Annotated in this window: 19 protein-coding genes; 11 read left to right on the top strand and 8 right to left on the bottom strand. The window is 58.3% G+C overall.

The features are described from left to right. Nucleotides 1-337: 337 nt before the first annotated feature. From ACR0D9_RS10275 to ACR0D9_RS10245, 7 genes are read left to right on the top strand one after another with little or no spacing between them, the layout of a single operon-like run. Entirely contained in the window at nt 338-1,042 is a 705-nt protein-coding gene (locus tag ACR0D9_RS10275; protein WP_267364197.1) for a response regulator transcription factor, read from the top strand. 31 nt (nt 1,043-1,073) lie between these two features. After that, on the top strand, nt 1,074-2,792 hold the full coding sequence (locus ACR0D9_RS10270) for an ATP-binding protein (protein WP_480538678.1): 1,719 nt from the start codon (nt 1,074-1,076) through the stop codon (nt 2,790-2,792). A 3-nt stretch (nt 2,793-2,795) separates the two neighbouring features. Then, nucleotides 2,796-3,266: an HPr kinase/phosphorylase gene (locus ACR0D9_RS10265; protein WP_480538676.1), complete on the top strand. Its 471-nt coding sequence runs from the start codon at nt 2,796-2,798 to the stop codon at nt 3,264-3,266. Beyond that, nucleotides 3,263-4,144 carry an RNase adapter RapZ gene (rapZ, locus tag ACR0D9_RS10260; RefSeq protein WP_480538674.1) on the top strand — a complete coding sequence of 294 codons (882 nt, stop codon included), beginning with the start codon at nt 3,263-3,265 and terminating at the stop codon, nt 4,142-4,144. The genes ACR0D9_RS10265 and rapZ overlap by 4 nt, the downstream gene beginning before the upstream one ends. Next, on the top strand, nt 4,141-4,533 hold the full coding sequence (locus tag ACR0D9_RS10255) for a PTS sugar transporter subunit IIA (RefSeq protein WP_267364203.1): 393 nt from the start codon (nt 4,141-4,143) through the stop codon (nt 4,531-4,533). The genes rapZ and ACR0D9_RS10255 overlap by 4 nt, the downstream gene beginning before the upstream one ends. Before the next feature lie 16 nt (nt 4,534-4,549). After that, nucleotides 4,550-4,819 (top strand): HPr family phosphocarrier protein, encoded by a 270-nt coding sequence (locus tag ACR0D9_RS10250; RefSeq protein WP_209506323.1) that lies wholly within the window; start codon nt 4,550-4,552, stop codon nt 4,817-4,819. 41 nt (nt 4,820-4,860) lie between these two features. After that, the gene (locus ACR0D9_RS10245; RefSeq protein WP_480538672.1) at nt 4,861-5,760 is read left to right on the top strand and encodes a lysophospholipid acyltransferase family protein; all 900 of its coding nucleotides are present in this window, start codon (nt 4,861-4,863) and stop codon (nt 5,758-5,760) included. Nucleotides 5,761-5,807: 47 nt separating this feature from the next. Here the strand turns inward: ACR0D9_RS10245 and ACR0D9_RS10240 are convergent, their stop codons facing one another. Beyond that, nucleotides 5,808-6,683 (bottom strand): 3-hydroxybutyryl-CoA dehydrogenase, encoded by an 876-nt coding sequence (locus tag ACR0D9_RS10240; RefSeq protein ID WP_209506328.1) that lies wholly within the window; start codon nt 6,681-6,683, stop codon nt 5,808-5,810. Between the two features lie 165 nt (nt 6,684-6,848). On the opposite strand from ACR0D9_RS10240, the gene ACR0D9_RS10235 reads away from it, so the two are divergent. After that, entirely contained in the window at nt 6,849-7,652 is an 804-nt protein-coding gene (locus ACR0D9_RS10235) for a DUF6473 family protein (RefSeq protein ID WP_480483744.1), read from the top strand. 59 nt (nt 7,653-7,711) lie between these two features. Here ACR0D9_RS10235 and ACR0D9_RS10230 read toward each other — a convergent pair whose 3' ends face one another. The 6 genes from ACR0D9_RS10230 to ACR0D9_RS10205 form a co-directional block, all read right to left on the bottom strand. Then, entirely contained in the window at nt 7,712-8,641 is a 930-nt protein-coding gene (locus ACR0D9_RS10230) for an electron transfer flavoprotein subunit alpha/FixB family protein (RefSeq protein WP_480538670.1), read from the bottom strand. Beyond that, entirely contained in the window at nt 8,641-9,399 is a 759-nt protein-coding gene (locus ACR0D9_RS10225) for an electron transfer flavoprotein subunit beta/FixA family protein (protein ID WP_209506332.1), read from the bottom strand. Before ACR0D9_RS10225 ends, ACR0D9_RS10230 begins: the two co-directional genes overlap by 1 nt. Before the next feature lie 200 nt (nt 9,400-9,599). Next, a complete protein-coding gene (locus ACR0D9_RS10220; RefSeq protein WP_267364209.1) occupies nt 9,600-10,172 on the bottom strand; it encodes a cob(I)yrinic acid a,c-diamide adenosyltransferase in 573 nt (190 codons plus the stop codon). Then, nucleotides 10,172-10,375 carry a twin transmembrane helix small protein gene (locus ACR0D9_RS10215; protein WP_209506337.1) on the bottom strand — a complete coding sequence of 68 codons (204 nt, stop codon included), beginning with the start codon at nt 10,373-10,375 and terminating at the stop codon, nt 10,172-10,174. Before ACR0D9_RS10215 ends, ACR0D9_RS10220 begins: the two co-directional genes overlap by 1 nt. A gap of 77 nt (nt 10,376-10,452) precedes the next feature. Continuing rightward, nucleotides 10,453-11,280, bottom strand: a complete 828-nt coding sequence (locus ACR0D9_RS10210) for an SDR family NAD(P)-dependent oxidoreductase (protein ID WP_480538668.1) — start codon at nt 11,278-11,280, stop codon at nt 10,453-10,455. Nucleotides 11,281-11,349: 69 nt separating this feature from the next. Continuing rightward, complete coding sequence (locus ACR0D9_RS10205; protein ID WP_480483740.1) at nt 11,350-11,979, bottom strand: SH3 domain-containing protein; 630 nt, start codon at nt 11,977-11,979, stop codon at nt 11,350-11,352. A gap of 201 nt (nt 11,980-12,180) precedes the next feature. On the opposite strand from ACR0D9_RS10205, the gene ACR0D9_RS10200 reads away from it, so the two are divergent. The 3 genes from ACR0D9_RS10200 to tuf all read left to right on the top strand — a co-directional run bounded on the left by ACR0D9_RS10200 (nt 12,181) and on the right by tuf (nt 16,507). Continuing rightward, a complete protein-coding gene (locus ACR0D9_RS10200) occupies nt 12,181-14,529 on the top strand; it encodes a DNA topoisomerase IV subunit A (RefSeq protein WP_480538666.1) in 2,349 nt (782 codons plus the stop codon). A 96-nt stretch (nt 14,530-14,625) separates the two neighbouring features. Continuing rightward, a complete protein-coding gene (locus ACR0D9_RS10195) occupies nt 14,626-15,219 on the top strand; it encodes a hypothetical protein (protein WP_480487110.1) in 594 nt (197 codons plus the stop codon). Nucleotides 15,220-15,331: 112 nt separating this feature from the next. Next, on the top strand, nt 15,332-16,507 hold the full coding sequence (gene tuf / locus ACR0D9_RS10190; RefSeq protein WP_480492715.1) for an elongation factor Tu: 1,176 nt from the start codon (nt 15,332-15,334) through the stop codon (nt 16,505-16,507). A gap of 250 nt (nt 16,508-16,757) precedes the next feature. Here tuf and rpe read toward each other — a convergent pair whose 3' ends face one another. Then, complete coding sequence (rpe, locus tag ACR0D9_RS10185) at nt 16,758-17,447, bottom strand: ribulose-phosphate 3-epimerase (RefSeq protein WP_209598264.1); 690 nt, start codon at nt 17,445-17,447, stop codon at nt 16,758-16,760. Between the last annotated feature and the right edge of the window lie 118 nt (nt 17,448-17,565).

Raw genomic sequence — 17,565 nt, 5'->3', positions numbered from 1 at the left:
TCTCCTGTGGCGGCGCGGGGGCTTTGGGCCCTGAGGCGCCTTTGGGGCAGTGTACCGGGAAAACCGGCGGTTGGGCGCGTCTTACCACGGTCGTTCAGGACATGAACAGGCGGGTTTGACGCAGTTAGCGCAACCAAGTTCGGGTTTAGCGCCATCACAAATTCAATGACCGAGAACCGGGCATATTTTTGCGGGCATAAAGGCAAATTTGCCGCAGACCTGCCGCAACAAAGGCACGATTCGCAGTTACGGATTGATTCGGCGTCTTAAAACCGCCAACAATGCCTTACAAATAAGCGAATTATTGCGCGAGTGAGCAGGAATAGGGGTGAGCCCGATGTCAAAGATTGCACTTGTGGATGACGATAGAAACATTCTGACGTCTGTATCCATGACACTCGAAGCCGAAGGTTTCGAGGTTGAAACTTATAATGATGGCCAGGCCGCGTTGGATGCGTTCAACAAAAAGCTGCCTGATATGGCCGTACTCGATATAAAGATGCCGCGAATGGATGGCATGGATCTGCTGCAACGGCTGCGTCAGAAAACGCAGATGCCGGTGATTTTTCTGACCTCGAAAGATGATGAAATCGACGAGGTTCTGGGTCTGCGCATGGGCGCGGATGACTATGTGAAAAAGCCCTTCTCGCAACGGTTGCTGGTTGAGCGCATCCGCGCTCTGCTGCGTCGGCAAGAAGCAACAAGCGGCGACGCGATTGCGGCCAATAGCAACGACACAAAGGTTATGGAACGCGGCGACTTGCGGATGGACCCGCTGCGCCATGCGGTCAGCTGGAAAGGGAATGATGTATCCCTGACCGTGACCGAATTCCTGCTTCTTCAGGCACTTGCCCAGCGTCCGGGTTTCGTCAAAAGCCGCGACCAGCTGATGGATGTGGCCTATGATGATCAGGTTTATGTGGATGACCGGACGATCGACAGCCACATCAAGCGTCTGCGCAAGAAGATGCGCGCGGCTGATCCCGAGTTTTCGGCGATCGAAACCCTTTATGGTATCGGTTATCGGTACAACGAAGAATAGGCGCCACGCCAGCAAGGGGTAATGGGCTCTCGTGCGCGACACCGAAGCAGCCAGCGAACTACGTGACGGTGACGTCGTACTCGGGGATGACTGGGTCATTCCCGACGATACCGAGTCAGCGGAACTGAGGGAAAAGCGGTCCCAGAGAAACCTGTTTTCTCTGCGAGGCTCGCCTTTGGCGCGCAAGATCATCACCTTCAACCTGATCGCGCTGGTGATCCTGGTTACAGGATTGCTGTATCTGGACGATTCGCGGAAAGAGACGGTTCAGCAGACGGCGCGCAATCTGCTTGGCGATGCGCAGCTGGTCAGCAACGTCTTTGAAACCCAGCTGCGCCAGGGTGCGCAGCACACCGCGCAGGATGCTGGCAACCTCGACGTCAGAGATACGCTGTCAGGTTTGACACTTCCTGAAGGCGGGGAAGTCTTTGTCTATGACGCCAGTGGCACCCTGATTGGCTGGACACGCGGTGCCCCGCAAGTGTCGGCCATGCCGGTTCTTCTGCAAACCAATTCCGAGCTGCAAACCGGCAGCACGGTGATCAGCGACACGTTGAACGCGGTCTGGATCGGTGTGTCGAACCTTCTCAACTGGTCGACCGAGGTCGAGGCACCGACTCTGGCACAGCGGGTGCAGGGAATTATCCCACAGGCGCTGGCAGGTCAAAGGCAGGTTCAGGCAGTTCAGGACGCCGCAGGTGAGACCGTGATCGTAGCCGCTGCTCCGATTCTTTACGAGGATACCCCTGCCGGAGCAGTTGCCATCACAGGCCCCGCCGGTGAGATCGACGCACTGGCCCGCCGTGAGCAGGAGCGCATTCTGCAAATGTTCGTGGTGGCTTTGCTGGTTTCGGTGGGCCTGAGCCTTGTGCTGGCTTCGACCATCGCCAACCCGTTGGCAGACCTGGCCGCAGCGGCGGAAATGGGTAAGGATCGGGGCACAGGGGTCAATCCGGGGCGCATTCGCATACCTGATCTTAGCGCCCGTCCGGATGAAATCGGTCGCCTCAGCCGCGCTCTGCGGGGCATGGTGACTGCTCTGTATAATCGGATCGACGCAAACGAACAGTTCGCCGCTGATGTCGCCCACGAAATCAAGAACCCCTTGGCCAGCCTGCAATCCGCTGTTGGCACGCTTCGCATGGTCAAGCGTGATGATCAGCGCGACAAGCTGCTGGGTGTAATCGAACATGACGTTCGGCGCCTGGACCGGCTGGTCAGCGACATCTCGAACGCGTCACGTCTTGATGCGGAACTGGTTAAGGAAGAAGAACAACCCTTTGATCTGCTCAAGCTGATTGGCAATATCGGTCAATATCTGGGTGAGGACGCGCGGTCCAAGGGGATTGACTATATCACCGATCTGCCATCCGAACCGATTGTCATTAACGGGCTTGAGGCACGGCTGGCGCAGGTATTCGTCAATCTGATCACCAATGCCATTTCCTTCTGTGAAGAAAGTGATGCCATCCGCGTCTGGGTCCGTCAGCGAGACAACCGTGTTCTAGTCGTGGTCGAAGACACCGGGCCGGGTATTCCGGAACAGGCCTTGACCAAAGTGTTCAAGCGTTTCTATTCGCAACGCCCACCTGAGCATTTCGGCAACAATTCGGGGCTCGGTCTGGCCATCTCGAAACAGATTGTCGAAGCCCATGGCGGCGTAATCTGGGCTGAGAATATCCGCCCGACCGAAGCGGATATTACGTCAGACCCGCTAGGGGCACGCTTTGTGGTGGGGTTACCTGTATAACTCATGCAAGCAGGTTCTCTGTCAGACGCTAAAGACCGGGACAGCGCTTGTGTGCACGCTTCATGCGTAACAGTGGCCGGGCGCGGGCTGTTGATTGTCGGTGCTTCGGGCGCGGGAAAATCGGCTCTAGCATTGCAGATGATGGCCTATGGGGCGGGTCTGGTCGCGGATGATCGGGTCGACCTGTCAAGGCGGGACAATCAGGTCATTGCCGCTGCCGTGCCGCAGATACAGGGTTTGATTGAGGCCCGTCACATTGGTTTGATCAAAGCGGATGTATTCGCGCCGGTTCCGTTGGACTATGTTATGGATCTGGATCAAAACGAACCACAGAGATTGCCCGCCGAGGCGACAATCATGTTGCTGGGGCAAACTGTTCCCTTGCTTCGTGGGGCGGGCGTGCCCAACTTGGCCGCAGCGTTGATGCAGCTTCTGAAGAATGGGCGTGTACACCCGGAATGGCCGAACAAATGACAGAGCAACGGCGGATCGTGCTGGTAACAGGCCCATCAGGGGCGGGAAGATCCACAGCCATTCATGTACTGGAAGACTTAGGTTTTGAGGCCATCGACAATCTGCCGATGGGCCTGTTGCTGCGCCTGCTGGACAGTGCGGACAGCGACCGCCCAATGGCGCTGGGCATTGACGCCCGCAATCGCGATTTCTCGACAATAGGGTTTATCGAACTGGCCGAAAGCCTGGGCCGCATGGCGCGGGTGGATTTGACCGTTCTGTATCTGGATTGCAGTGATGACGTATTGGTGCGCCGGTTCTCGGAAACCCGCAGGCGGCATCCCGTCGCCAAAGATGCCAGCCCTGAGACCGGTGTTCAGCGTGAAAAAGAGCTGTTGGCCCCCATTCGCGAAATTGCAGATACCCTGATCGATACAAGCCAACTGAACGTGCACCAGTTACGGGAAGAAGTTGAAAACTGGTTTGCGCCTCAAGGGGGGCGACATCTGGCAGTTTCAATCGAGTCGTTTTCGTACAAGCGGGGCCTTCCCCGCGGGTTGGACATGGTCTTTGATTGCCGGTTTCTGGCAAACCCCTATTGGCGCCCCGAGTTGCGGGCGGCGGATGGGCGACACTCGGACGTTGCGCGCTATGTCCAATCGGATAAGAATTACGAACCCTTTCTTGGACGGGTGATGGATTTGCTAACCTTGTTGCTGCCGGCCTTTCGGGCCGAAGGAAAAGCACATCTGTCGGTGGCTTTCGGATGCACGGGTGGGCAACACAGATCCGTCGCAATGGCGGAAGCCGTTGCAAAGGCCCTTGCAGAGGACGGGCAGCAGGTGGCAATTAGGCATCGCGAGATGGAACGTCGGTCGTTGAGTGTGAGGTCGGATTGATCGGAATAGTGATCGTTGCGCATGGCGGTTTGGCCCAGGAATACCTGGCCGCCACACAGCATGTGGTCGGGCCGCAGCCCGGCCTTGTGGCCATTGCGATCGAACCTGACCACGACAGGGATGAAAAACAGGCGGAAATCTGTCGTGCGGCTGACGCAGTGGATATGGGCGACGGTGTTGTCGTTGTAACCGACCTGTTCGGCGGCAGCCCTTCAAATCTCAGCCTGCGGGCCTGCGCCCCTCAGGATCGGCGGATATTGTATGGGGCAAACCTGCCAATGCTCATTAAATTGGCCAAAAGCCGCCACTTACCCGTTGGTGATGCTGTCCGTCAGGCAATGGAAGCTGGACGCAAATACATCAATGCGCAAAATGTGACATTGGACTAAAATCGGATTGATGAATATGACCACCCGAAGCCTGAAAATTATCAATGAAAAAGGTCTGCATGCCCGCGCATCTGCGAAGCTGGTCGAGGTTGTGGAAGGTTTCGACGCGCATGCCGAGGTGTCGAAGGACGGAATTTCTGCGTCAGGCGACAGTATTATGGGCCTTTTGATGTTGGCAGCATCACGTGGAACAACTATTGACGTCGAGACCTCCGGACCGGATGCTGAAGCATTGGCAGAAGCTCTGGAAGCGCTTGTGAACGACAAGTTCGGAGAGGGGTTCTAAGCCCGCCCTCGCCAGGACAGAAAGAACGGGAAGGCCAGGAATTGGCGGAAACGACGCACGAGACCAAGACACGCCCGGTGGTGGATGGGACCGCAGATCAGGGCGAGATCTACGATCGTAGAACTCTGACCTATGCGAACTCTTTCGACGATGCCTGGACTTCGACGGCCATTCGCGCAATCGAATGGTGTACGGGCAAGCTGACCATTCTGCGGATGGTTAATAAATTCGAGAAAAAGAACGAACTTTACCGGGGGCAGCGGTTCTGGGGTGGCGCGCTTGAGGTGATGGGGATTGACCTGACCACACCGCAAGAACAGATCGCCCGTATCCCAAAAACCGGCCCCGTGGTTGTCGTTGCCAACCACCCTCACGGGATGGTGGACGGTATGATTCTGGCCGAGTTGATCGGGCGGGTCCGAAGTGATTATCGCATTCTGACCCGCTCGGTCCTGACGGGTCTTGATGAGGCAGCGACGTCTTTCATGATCCCGGTTCCGTTTCCGCATGACCCCGAGGCGCAGGCCAAGATGCTGGAAATGCGTGGCAAGGCGATGGACCATCTGAAAGACGGCGGCGTCGTGGCGCTGTTCCCGTCCGGTGTCGTCATGTCTTCGGATGACTGGTTTGGCCCCGCGGTCGAGCGCGAGTGGAATGTGTTCACCGCAAAAATGATCCGCCGTTCAGGCGCGCGTGTGGTGCCGATTTTCTTTCCCGGCAGCAACTCGCGCTGGTACCAGATCGCCAACAAACTGTCGCCGATCCTGCGGCAAGGCTTGTTGCTGCATGAAATCGTCCGCTCGTGCAAAAAACCGCAATCGCCGGTCATTGGCGATCCGATCTCGGATCAGGACATGGAACAGCTGGAACGTGACCCGCGTGGTTTCATGACGTGGCTCAGAAACCATACAATGTCGCTGGGCAAGTCAGGCCAATCCTGACCCGTGTCTTCATCTGACCGACACCGTGCTTGGCAAGGTCGGTTTTGTTAGCGGGTCGGAACCGGCACCTCGCCGCGATAGTCATAGAAACCGCGTTGCGTCTTGCGCCCCAGCCATCCGGCCTCGACATATTTGGTCAATAGCGGGCAGGGGCGATACTTTGTATCAGCCAGACCATCATGCAAGACGTTCATGATGGCAAGACATGTGTCCAGCCCGATGAAATCCGCCAGTTCCAACGGCCCCATGGGGTGATTCGCACCCAGTTTCATCGATTGGTCGATGGATTGGACGCTTCCGACACCTTCATACAGCGTATAAACGGCTTCGTTGATCATCGGCATCAGGATGCGGTTAACGATGAAAGCCGGGAAATCTTCGGCGCTGGCAGCTGTTTTGCCCAACCGGTCCACGACCGCCTTGCAGGCTTTGAAGGTTTCCTCATCTGTTGCGATACCGCGGATCAGTTCCACCAATTGCATGATCGGAACCGGGTTCATGAAGTGGAAACCCATGAAACGTTCGGGCCGGTCGGTACGGCTGGCCAGACGCGTGATGGAAATGGACGACGTATTCGACGTCAGGATCGTATGCGGCAGGAGGTGCGGTTGCAGATCTTCGAAAATGGCCTGTTTGACCGTTTCCCGCTCGGTCGCGGCTTCGATCACCAGATCGGTCTGTCCCAGCTGCGGCAATTCAAGGGTGGTCGTAATACGCTTCAGGGCCGCCTGCATCGCATCGTCAGTGATCTTGCCACGTGATGCCTGACGCGCCATGTTGCCTTCGATCGTGGCCATTGCGCTGTTCAACGCATCCTGACTGACATCATTCAGCAAGACATCGTATTCCGCCAAAGCCAGAACATGGGCAATGCCGTTGCCCATCTGACCCGCGCCAATCACCCCGACCGATTTAACTTCCATGTTCAGCTGCCTTTGCCCTGGAGGATACCGGGACAGTATCGGCAGACCGGGGCGGGCGGCAAGGGGATCGAACCGGTCAATTTTGCTTCAAATGCGCGCATTAGGAGATTCTCAATACCTAAGGCCGCAAATTGGCAATTGGGTGAAAAATTTGGGGGGCTTGGTATGAGCTTTCATCGGGTAAACGTCGGCACAGAGGCCGCGTGCCAATATGCAGGATCAAACCTTTGGTTTCGGGCGCCGCACGGAAATCTTGAGACGCCTTATGTGGCCTGTCTGGGTGGAGAAGAGACGTTTGGCCGGTTCGTGGAATATCCGTACCCGGCATTGCTTGCCAAAAGATTGCCGCAACCTTGTATCAATTTTGGCAGTCTTTTTTGTGGGGCTGATGCGTTGCTTGCTGATCCGGGGGTCTTAAATCTTGTCAACGGATCAGACCTTTGTGTGCTGCAAGTGCTGGACGTGCCGTACCAGTCGAACAGGTTTTATCGCGTGCATTCGCGTCGGAATGATCGGTTTCTTGAACCCTCGTGCGACTTGCAGGGCCTTTATCCTGAGGTCGATTTCACGGAAATCCACTTTGTCAGGCATTTGCTGGAAAGGTTGCGGGCCATAAAGGACGCGCGTTTTGAGGTTGTGGCGCAGGAGTTGCGAGAGACTTGGTTGCGCAACACATCCGAGCTGGTGCGACGGATCAAGCCACGGGTTGTTCTTCTCTGGCTGCACATACAGCGACAGGAGGATCGGCATCGCGACCTTGTCTTGCCCGATGCTGACATGATCGAACAGGTTCGACCGTTGTGTGCCGATGTCGTGGAATGCACGGTCAGTGTGTCCTCCTTGTCAGACGAGATCGAGGACGTGTTGTTCGGGACGCTGCAACAGCCTGTGGCCGAGCATATGCTCGGCCCCTCCGCGCACAGGGAGATTGCTTTGAAGCTTGAGGCGGCTTTGAGAGAATTGAATTAAAAAAGGCCCGCCGGTTGGCGAGCCTTTGGTGATTGTGGGGCTAAGGCCCCGGGCTGCGTTCAGCCGAGCTTTTCGGTCAGTTCCGGGACCGCCTGGAACAGGTCGGCGACCAGTCCGAAGTCGGCGACCTGGAAGATCGGCGCTTCTTCGTCCTTGTTGATCGCAACGATGACCTTTGAATCCTTCATGCCCGCAAGGTGCTGGATTGCGCCCGAGATGCCGACGGCGACATAAAGATCGGGGGCAACAACCTTGCCGGTCTGACCCACTTGCCAGTCGTTCGGGGCATAGCCCGAGTCCACAGCGGCGCGCGATGCGCCAACCGCGGCACCCAGCTTGTCAGCCAGAGCTTCGATCAGCTTGAAGTCGTCTTGCGAGCCGACACCACGGCCGCCCGAGACAACAACGCCAGCCGAGGTCAGTTCCGGACGGTCGCTTGCAGCCACCTTGTCTTCGACCCACGACGACAGGCCGGGATTGTCGCCGACCGAGATGGTCTCGACCGCAGCCGAGCCACCTTCGCCCGCCGCGTCAAAGCTGGCGGTGCGGATGGTGACGACCTTCTTGGCGTCGTTCGACTTCACGGTCTGGATCGCGTTGCCCGCATAGATCGGGCGCTCAAACGTCGAGCCATCGACCACGCCCGAGGCATCCGAGATCACCATCACGTCCAGCAGGGCTGCGACGCGCGGCATCACGTTCTTGGCGTCGGTGGTCGCGGGGGCCACGATATGCTCGTACCCATCGGCCAGACCCACGATCAGCGCGGCGGTCGCTTCCGCCAGGCGATGACCCAGCGATGCGTCTTCGGCAACCAGCACCTTGGACACGCCGTCGATCTTGGCGGCAGCCTCGCCGGCAGCGGCGGCCGAGCCACCTGCGGCCAGAACGGTCACGTCACCCAGCACCTTGGCAGCGTTTACTGCCTTGGCAGTGGCGTCCAGCGCCAGTTCGCCATTGTTGACTTCGGCAAGCAGAAGTACAGCCATTACACAGCCCCCACTTCTTTGAGTTTCGAAACCAGCTCATCCACCGAGCCAACGATGATACCTGCGGCACGTGCCGGCGGTTCTTCGGTCTTGACGATTTCCAGGCGCGGCGTGACGTCGACGCCGTAATCGGCGGCGGTTTTCTCATCCAGCGGCTTTTTCTTCGCCTTCATGATGTTGGGCAGCGACGCATAGCGCGGCTCGTTCAGGCGCAGGTCAACGGTCACGATGGTCGGCATCTTGACGCTGATGGTCTGCAACCCGCCATCCACCTCGCGGGTGATCTTGGCACTGTCGCCTTCGATATCCAGTTCCGAGGCAAAGGTGCCCTGCGACCAGCCCAACAGGGCCGACAGCATCTGACCGGTGGCGTTCATGTCGTTGTCGATCGCCTGCTTGCCCGCCAGAACGATGCCCGGCTGCTCTTCCTCGACCACTTTGGCCAGGATCTTGGCAACGGCCAGCGGCTCGATATCGGTGTGCACATCATCCGTCGCAACAACCAGAATCGCGCGGTCGGCACCCATGGCCAGAGCGGTCCGCAGCGTCTCTTGCGCCTGCTTCACACCAATTGAAACGGCAACAACTTCGTCTGCCTTGCCAGCCTCTTTCAGGCGAATGGCCTCTTCAACCGCAATCTCGTCGAACGGGTTCATCGACATTTTGACATTGGCGAGATCAACACCGCTACCGTCCGCTTTCACGCGGACCTTCACATTGTAGTCAATCACGCGTTTGACAGGTACCAGTACCTTCATTGTAGCGCTTTCTCCTCAAAAAAACGGCAAGCCGCGAAGGCGACTCCACCAATGCTCTCGTCGGACTTGATAACGTCTGCTGCACCCGCAAAACAGAGCAAAATCGTCACGTCGTCGCGTCGGGACGTCGCGTTTTGCAGTTTTTTACCTTGAGGCACGCAAGATTGTTGCCCGAACTGGGCCTGTTTTCAGGGAAAAATTCAGCGGTTTGCGCCAGGAACCCACAGCACGTCGTCCTTGCCATCGTTATTTGCGCACCGGGCCGCGACGAAAAACCAATCACTTAGCCGGTTGAGGTATTTGACGGCCACGTCGTTAACCGGTTCCATATTCGTCAACTCAACCGCCAACCGCTCGGCGCGACGCGATACGGTGCGGCACACGTGCAAATGCGCGGCCAGCCGCGAACCGCCCGGCAGGATGAAGCTGCGCAGCGGTTCCAGTGTTTCGTTCATGATGTCAATTTCGGCTTCCAGCCGGTCGATCTGAGCGGATACGATTCGCAGCGGTGGATAGTCCGCTTCGGCATCCTTCTCCATTTCAGGGCGGCAGAAATCAGCGCCAAGATCAAACAGGTCGTTCTGAATCCGCGACAAGGCGGCATCGACTTCGCCTTCGGCCTCGGTGCGGGCCACGCCAACAAAAGAGTTCAGCTCGTCCACTGTTCCGTAGGCGGCAACGCGGCCCGAATACTTTGCCACACGCTCGCCATTGCCCAGAGCGGTTTTGCCATCGTCGCCGGTGCGCGTGTAGATTTTGTTGAGCACAACCATTACTGCACCCCTTGCCCGCGTAGATAGACGTATAGCACGATCAAAATAACGGCGATGAACTGAAAGAGGATACGCAGGCGCATCATCTTGTTGCTTTTCTTAGCTGCTTCCATGCCGCTTTTGCCGAAATTCGCGATGCCCAGGGCTAACACAACGACAACCGCCGCCATGGCCAGAAGCAGAATGACCATTAAAGGGTCCATTTAAAGTCACCGTCCGGTTTTTTCAATTATCACCCATCTAGCGTCAAGGTGACGAAAAGCGAACGGGAAATAACGTCTCAGATATCCGAAAGGATGCGATCCGTGGCTTTTGTGGGCAGAAACCGGCGCAGAACCCCTGCGACATATGTCGGGGTGGTCACATAGTAGCGTGGTTTGGGGCGGCGCGCCTCGACCGCATGGGCCAGCTTGTCGGTGACAGCAGAGGCGGGCAGTTCGAACCGGTCGGGCGCGCTGTTTTCGTATAGTCGCTTCAGCAGTGAACCTTCGTATTTTTCCCGAAGGGCCGAGTTCTCCCAGTCGATGTATTTTTCGAACACCGGGATTGCCTTTTCCCTGAGCTTTGAGGTGATCGGGCCCGGCTCGATCAAAACGACCTGAATGTTTGCATCCCGGAGCTCCAGCCGCAAGGTGTCGGTCAGTCCTTCGATGGCGTATTTGGTGGCCACATATGCGCCGCGCCAGGGGAAGGCAACAAGACCAAGTACCGAGGAACATTGCACGATCCGGCCGTGACCCTGTTCCCGCATGACGGGAATAACCTGTCGGGTCAGTTCGTGCCATCCAAAGACATTGGTTTCAAAGATATGACGCAGAGCGTCTGTCGGGACGTCTTCAACCGCACCGGGCAGCCCGTGCGCGCCGTTGTTGAACAGCGCGTCCAGTGTTCCGCCCGTTGCCTCAAGTACATATGACAATCCCGAGGAAATGCTGTCGCGATCGGTATAGTCGATTCTTGGGCTTTCAAACCCTTGCGCGCGCAGGCGGTCACAGTCGCGCTGCTGTCGGCAGGATGCAAACACACGCCAGCCTCGCGCACGCATTCCGTGTGCTGCGTCCAGCCCAATGCCCGACGAGCATCCCGTAATAAGAATCGATTTCTGCATGTGCCTTCCGAAGCTGAACCCCGCCAAAAGCTAGGGCGGGGTTTGCGGCAGGGCAATGACGTCCGGGCGTCAGTTTGATGTTTTCCGGACAAGTGATGCTGAAATCCACCCGACCTGTTGCGCGGGCAACACGCGCAGGCGCAGCCAGCCGGTGCCGGAATCGCTCAGGACCTCGACCCTTTGGCCAAGCGCGGCCTTGCCGATGATGGGATAGATCGTGCCGGGGCCATCGCGCAGATTGACCCGGGTGCCCGAAATCTCGCGGATGTCGGTCTGGGCCTCGGCAGGCGTGGGCAGTTCGACTGTGGGCAACTCGGCGTCGGTGACCACCTGCTCCAGTGCGGTCACACCCTGTTCCAGTGATGCCAGGGTCAGGGTCACGCTTTCGTCTTGAAACAGCGAGGGATTGGCTTTCAGGCCAGCCGCGACCTGCGAGAGGAGGGCCTTTGTTTCGGTCTCACCCAATTGGGTTACCGCCTCGGCAACAGGTGGAACCACCAGAGCGGGTTTGACTGCGGCACGGGTGACCAAATCTTCGACAGGTGCAGGCTCAACGACCGGGGCAACCGGTTCTGCCACTACGGCCACGCGTCCCGGTTTGGCAGGGCGCACGCCGCGCGGTTCAAAATCAGGGCCACCGCTCATCACGTAAAAGGTCCAGCCGAGCGCGGCAAAGGTAACAAGTATCAGGCGCGTCATGGCGCATCCCCCAAAGCAATCGTAACATCAACAAATGGCAGCAAATCAATTGATGAGATCTTAGCATATTTCGGGGGACGAGTCGAAAAATGGGGGAAAACAACACGGTGTCTCCCCCTGTTGCAAAAAGCACGACTTTTCCCCAGCAATTTATGTGCTGCTCGCTTTACCAAGGCGCACTTGCGTCGTATCACATCATATATGAACGATACGATCGATGACCCCAACATGCAGGCCCCCACAGGTGGGGGCGAGGTGGCGGAACCGCTGCGCCGTGCGATTGGTGAGCGGTATCTGACCTATGCGCTGTCCACCATCATGCACCGGGCGCTGCCCGATGCGCGGGACGGGTTGAAGCCGGTTCACCGCCGAATCCTCTATGCGATGAGAGAGTTGCGACTCAGTGCAACCGGAGGTTTCCGGAAGTCTGCCAAGATTTCCGGCGACGTGATGGGCAACTATCACCCGCATGGCGACGCCGCGATTTACGACGCGATGGCGCGTCTGGCACAGGATTTCAACGTCCGCTATCCGCTGGTCGACGGGCAGGGCAATTTCGGCAATATCGACGGCGATAACCCGGCGGCCTCGCGCTATACCGAAGCACGGATGACCATCGTGGCCGAGGCGCTGCTGGAAGGGTTGAACGAAGACGCCGTTGATTTCCGCGACAATTACGACGGCACCCTGACCGAACCGGTCGTGCTGCCTGCACAGTTCCCGAACCTGCTGGCCAATGGCGCAAGTGGTATCGCGGTGGGGATGGCGACGAATATCCCGCCGCACAACATCTCGGAACTCTGCGACGCCTGTCTGCATCTGATCAAGACGCCGGACGCGCGCGATGACACGTTGCTGAACTACGTGCCCGGCCCTGACTTCCCGACCGGAGGCGTGATTGTCGAGCCGCCCGAGAACATCGCGCAAGCCTATCGAACTGGCCGAGGCTCGTTCCGGCTACGCTGCAAGTACGAGGTTGAGGATCTGGGGCGCGGCCAATGGCAGATCATCGTCACCGAGATTCCTTATCAGGTTCAGAAGTCCAAGCTGATCGAGAAGATCGCCGAGCTAATCCAGACCAAGAAAACCCCGATCCTTGCCGATGTGCGCGACGAATCCGCCGATGACATCCGCCTGATCCTCGAGCCGCGCTCCAAGAACGTGGACCCTGAAGTGCTGATGGGCATGCTTTATCGCAACTCGGACCTCGAGGTGCGGTTCAGCCTGAACATGAACGTGCTGATTGACGGGGTGACGCCCAAAGTCTGCTCGATGAAGGAAGTGCTGCGCGCTTTCCTTGATCACCGGCAAGAGGTGCTGATCCGCCGCTCGCGCCACCGCATGGCCAAGATCGACCACCGGCTGGAAGTGTTGGAGGGCTTTATCGTTGCCTTCCTGAACCTCGACCGTGTGATCGACATCATCCGCTATGACGACGACCCCAAAGCCGCGCTTATGCGCGAGGATTGGGGGATCGACCACATCCGCGCCACCAGCGAGGCCGACTATGTCTCACCCAAACCGGGCGAGGGCGAGTTGTCCGAGATTCAGGTTGACGCGATCCTCAACATGCGCCTGCGCAGCTTGCGTCGTCTGGAAGAGATGGAGCTGGTCCGCGAACGTGATGAGTTGATGCTGGAACGCGCCAACCTCGAAGACCTGCTGGCCGACGAAGGCCTGCAATGGGCCAGGATTGCCGAGCAATTGAAAGAGACGAAAAAGACCTTCGGCAAAGATTACGAAGGCGGCGCACGCCGCACGCGGTTCGCTGAAGCGGGCGAGGTCGAAGAAGTGCCGCTTGAGGCGATGATCGACCGCGAACCGATCACGGTCGTCTGCTCTCAGATGGGTTGGATTCGCGCCATGACCGGTCATATCGACCTGACCCGTGAATTGAAGTTCAAGGATGGCGACGGGCCGCGCTTTATTTTCCATGCGGAAACGACCGACCGGTTGCTGGTCTTCGCTTCGAACGGGCGGTTCTATACTGTCAGCGCGGCCAACCTGCCCGGCGGGCGGGGCATGGGCGAACCCCTGCGCCTGATGGTCGACCTGCCGAACGAGGCTCGGATCATCGATATCCTGATCCACAAGCCGGGGCGCAAGCTGCTGGTGGCTTCGGATGCGGGCAACGGGTTCATGGTGCCCGAAGATGACGTGCTGGCGCAGACGCGAAACGGCAAGCAGGTGCTGAACGTCAAGGACAACGAAACAGCAGTGATCTGTATACCGGTCGAGGGCGACCACGTTGCAATCGTGTCCCAGAACGGCAAGTTCCTTGTCTTCCCGATCGAGGAATTGCCCGAAATGACCCGCGGCAAGGGCGTGCGCCTGCAAAAATACAATATGGCACGCGGGCGGCAGGGGACGCTGGAGCTGGATGGCGGTCTGTCTGACATCACCACCTTCAACTGGGAGGAAGGCCTGAAATGGTCCATGGGGGGCGACAAGACCCGGCATGAGGCAGATATGTCCCAATGGCTGTCCAAGCGCGCCAGCGTAGGGAAAAAAGCGCCCTATGGTTTCCCGCGGGACTATAAGTTTTCGTGATCCGGCCTCGGTTGCGGTAGAAATCCACCGATACGGCTTGGCACAACCCGTATCGGTGCGCTAGACCAAAGAAAAACAGGCCTATCGAGAAGAGACATGTTGCGCATTCTGACCCTGATCACCGGATTGGCCCTGATGGGCGCTTGCACCCAGACACAGGTTTATGAACCGCCCGAGTCACTGGGGGAATTCAAGCTGCGGGTCAACTACGCCTTCGCTGACAAGGCCGTGCAAGGGCCAGTGTCGCGCGACGCAACGCCCGACGAGTGGACGAAGGCCATCCAGAATGCGGTCGATATTCGTCTGGGCCGTTATGAAGGCACGCAGGAATACGACATCGGGATCAGCCTGGAAGGCTACATGCTGGCGCCTCCGGGAATCCCGATCATCTACAATCCCAAAAGCACCGCGATTGTGTTGGTCAACGTCTATGACGTGAAGAAAGAAAAGTTTCTGGCCAAGGGAAAGCAGTTCCAGGTGCTGGAAGACACGACCGGAGGCAGTGCGCTGAAAGGGTCGGGGCACGAGCGCACCAAAGAGGAACAAATGGCCGGTCTGTCATTGAAAGTTGCCGACCGGGTCGAAGAGTGGCTGGCTGAAGAACATGAAGACAAAGGTTGGTTCGAAAAACGGCCAGACCTGATCCAGCCCCTCGATTCCACCGAGGTTACGCAAAATCCGGCGGGATAAGCGCATTTCCCTCAGGATGTGCTTGATTTTCCCCTTTGAACCAAATATCTCGCGCGCGCAGATAGTAACCCGGGACCAAGGGTCCCCCAAATCGCAAAAGGGCGCCTGAGGAATGGCAAAGGAAAAGTTTGAGCGTAATAAGCCGCACGTCAACATCGGCACGATTGGGCATGTTGACCACGGCAAGACGACGCTGACCGCAGCAATCACCAAGTATTTCGGTGACTTCAAAGCGTATGACCAGATCGACGGCGCGCCGGAAGAGAAAGCCCGCGGCATCACCATCTCGACCGCGCACGTGGAATACGAGACCGACGCGCGCCACTATGCGCATGTCGACTGCCCCGGCCACGCCGACTACGTCAAGAACATGATTACCGGTGCCGCTCAGATGGACGGCGCGATCCTGGTTGTGAACGCCGCTGACGGCCCGATGCCGCAGACCCGCGAGCACATCCTGCTGGGCCGCCAGGTTGGCATCCCGAAGATGGTCGTGTTCATGAACAAAGTTGACCAGGTTGACGACGAAGAGCTGCTGGAACTGGTGGAAATGGAAATCCGCGAGCTGCTGTCTTCGTATGAATACCCCGGCGACGATATTCCGATCATCGCAGGTTCGGCTCTGGCCGCGATGGAAGGCCGTGACCCTGAAATCGGCGAGAACAAGATCCGCGAGCTGATGGCGGCTGTTGATGACTACATCGACACCCCCGAGCGTGCTGTTGACCAGCCGTTCCTGATGCCGATCGAAGACGTGTTCTCGATCTCGGGCCGTGGTACCGTTGTGACCGGCCGTGTCGAGCGTGGCGTGATCAACGTTGGCGACGAGATCGAAATCGTCGGCATCCGTGACACCGCGAAAACCACCTGCACCGGCGTTGAAATGTTCCGCAAGCTGCTGGACCGCGGTGAAGCGGGCGACAACATCGGCGCCCTGCTGCGTGGTGTGGATCGTGACGGCGTTGAGCGTGGCCAGGTTCTGTGTAAGCCGGGTTCGGTGACACCGCACACCAAGTTCGAAGCCGAAGCCTACATCCTGACCAAGGAAGAAGGCGGCCGTCACACCCCGTTCTTCGCGAACTACCGTCCGCAGTTCTACTTCCGTACGACTGACGTGACCGGCACCGTGACCCTGGCGGAAGGCACCGAGATGGTCATGCCCGGCGACAACGTGTCGTTCGGCGTTGAGCTGATCGCCCCGATCGCGATGGAAAACGGCCTGCGTTTCGCCATCCGCGAAGGCGGCCGCACCGTCGGCGCCGGCGTCGTGTCGAAGATCGTAGAATAATCCGTAGGCCAGGCTTCAGCCCGGCACATCGGTGAAACAAAGAAGGCCGCTCCATAAAGGGGCGGCCTTTTTTGTAAGTTATTGTATCGAAGGCCTTCGACCGACTCGTAGGCCGGGCTTCAGCCCGGCGCGTCTGTGACCCTAATGAAGGCCGCAACAAGAACATCAAGGCGGGGTGTGTCCCGCCCGATGAGTTCAACGAAATTCAGTTTTGCGGATAAAGCCAACTATGCAGTCGCGAGTTGGCAGATCAGCCCAACCCGCCTTCAGCTGCGGCCCGTACGGCCCGAATATTCTCACCGTAAACCTCGGGCCGATCAACTGATCCGCCTTTGAACACGGCAGACCCGGCCACCAGCACATCAGCCCCCGCTGCGGCAACAAGGGGCGCTGTCTGGGGATCAACACCGCCGTCGATCTCGATATGCACGGGGCGGTCACCAATCATCTGGCGCAATTTGCGGATCTTGCCAGTCATGTCGATGAACTTCTGGCCGCCAAAGCCGGGGTTCACGGTCATGACGCAGACCAGATCGGTGAGGTCCAGCAGATGTTCGACCGCCTCAGCCGGGGTGCCCGGGTTCAGGGCCACGCCTGCCTTCATGCCCGCGGCGCGGATCGCCTGCAGCGTGCGGTGGGTGTGGGCCCCTGCCTCGACATGCGCGGTCAGAATGTCGGCGCCTGCATCAGCGTAGGCCTGGATGTATGGATCGACCGGCGTGATCATCAGGTGCACGTCCATGACCGTCTTTACATGCGGGCGGAACGCTTTGACGGCTGGCGGGCCAAAGGTCAGGTTCGGGACGAAATGGCCATCCATTACGTCAACATGGACCCAATCCGCGCCCTGCGCTTCGATGGCCTGAATTTCTTGCCCGAAATTGGCAAAGTCGGCGGACAGAATGGACGGCGCGATCTTGATGGTGCGGTCAAAGCTCATATTGGCCTCGTATCAGCTGAAGAGTCGCGGATGCGTATACCCGTGAGGCGGGGCGATGGATACCCCCCGCACGTGTCGTGCCGTTACAAAACTTTCACTACGCTGACACATATCCGTT

The organism is Ruegeria sp. AK11, from assembly GCF_056541095.1.
The sequence above is the reverse complement of the archived record's forward strand: the minus strand, read 5'-3'. Positions and strand labels throughout refer to the sequence as shown.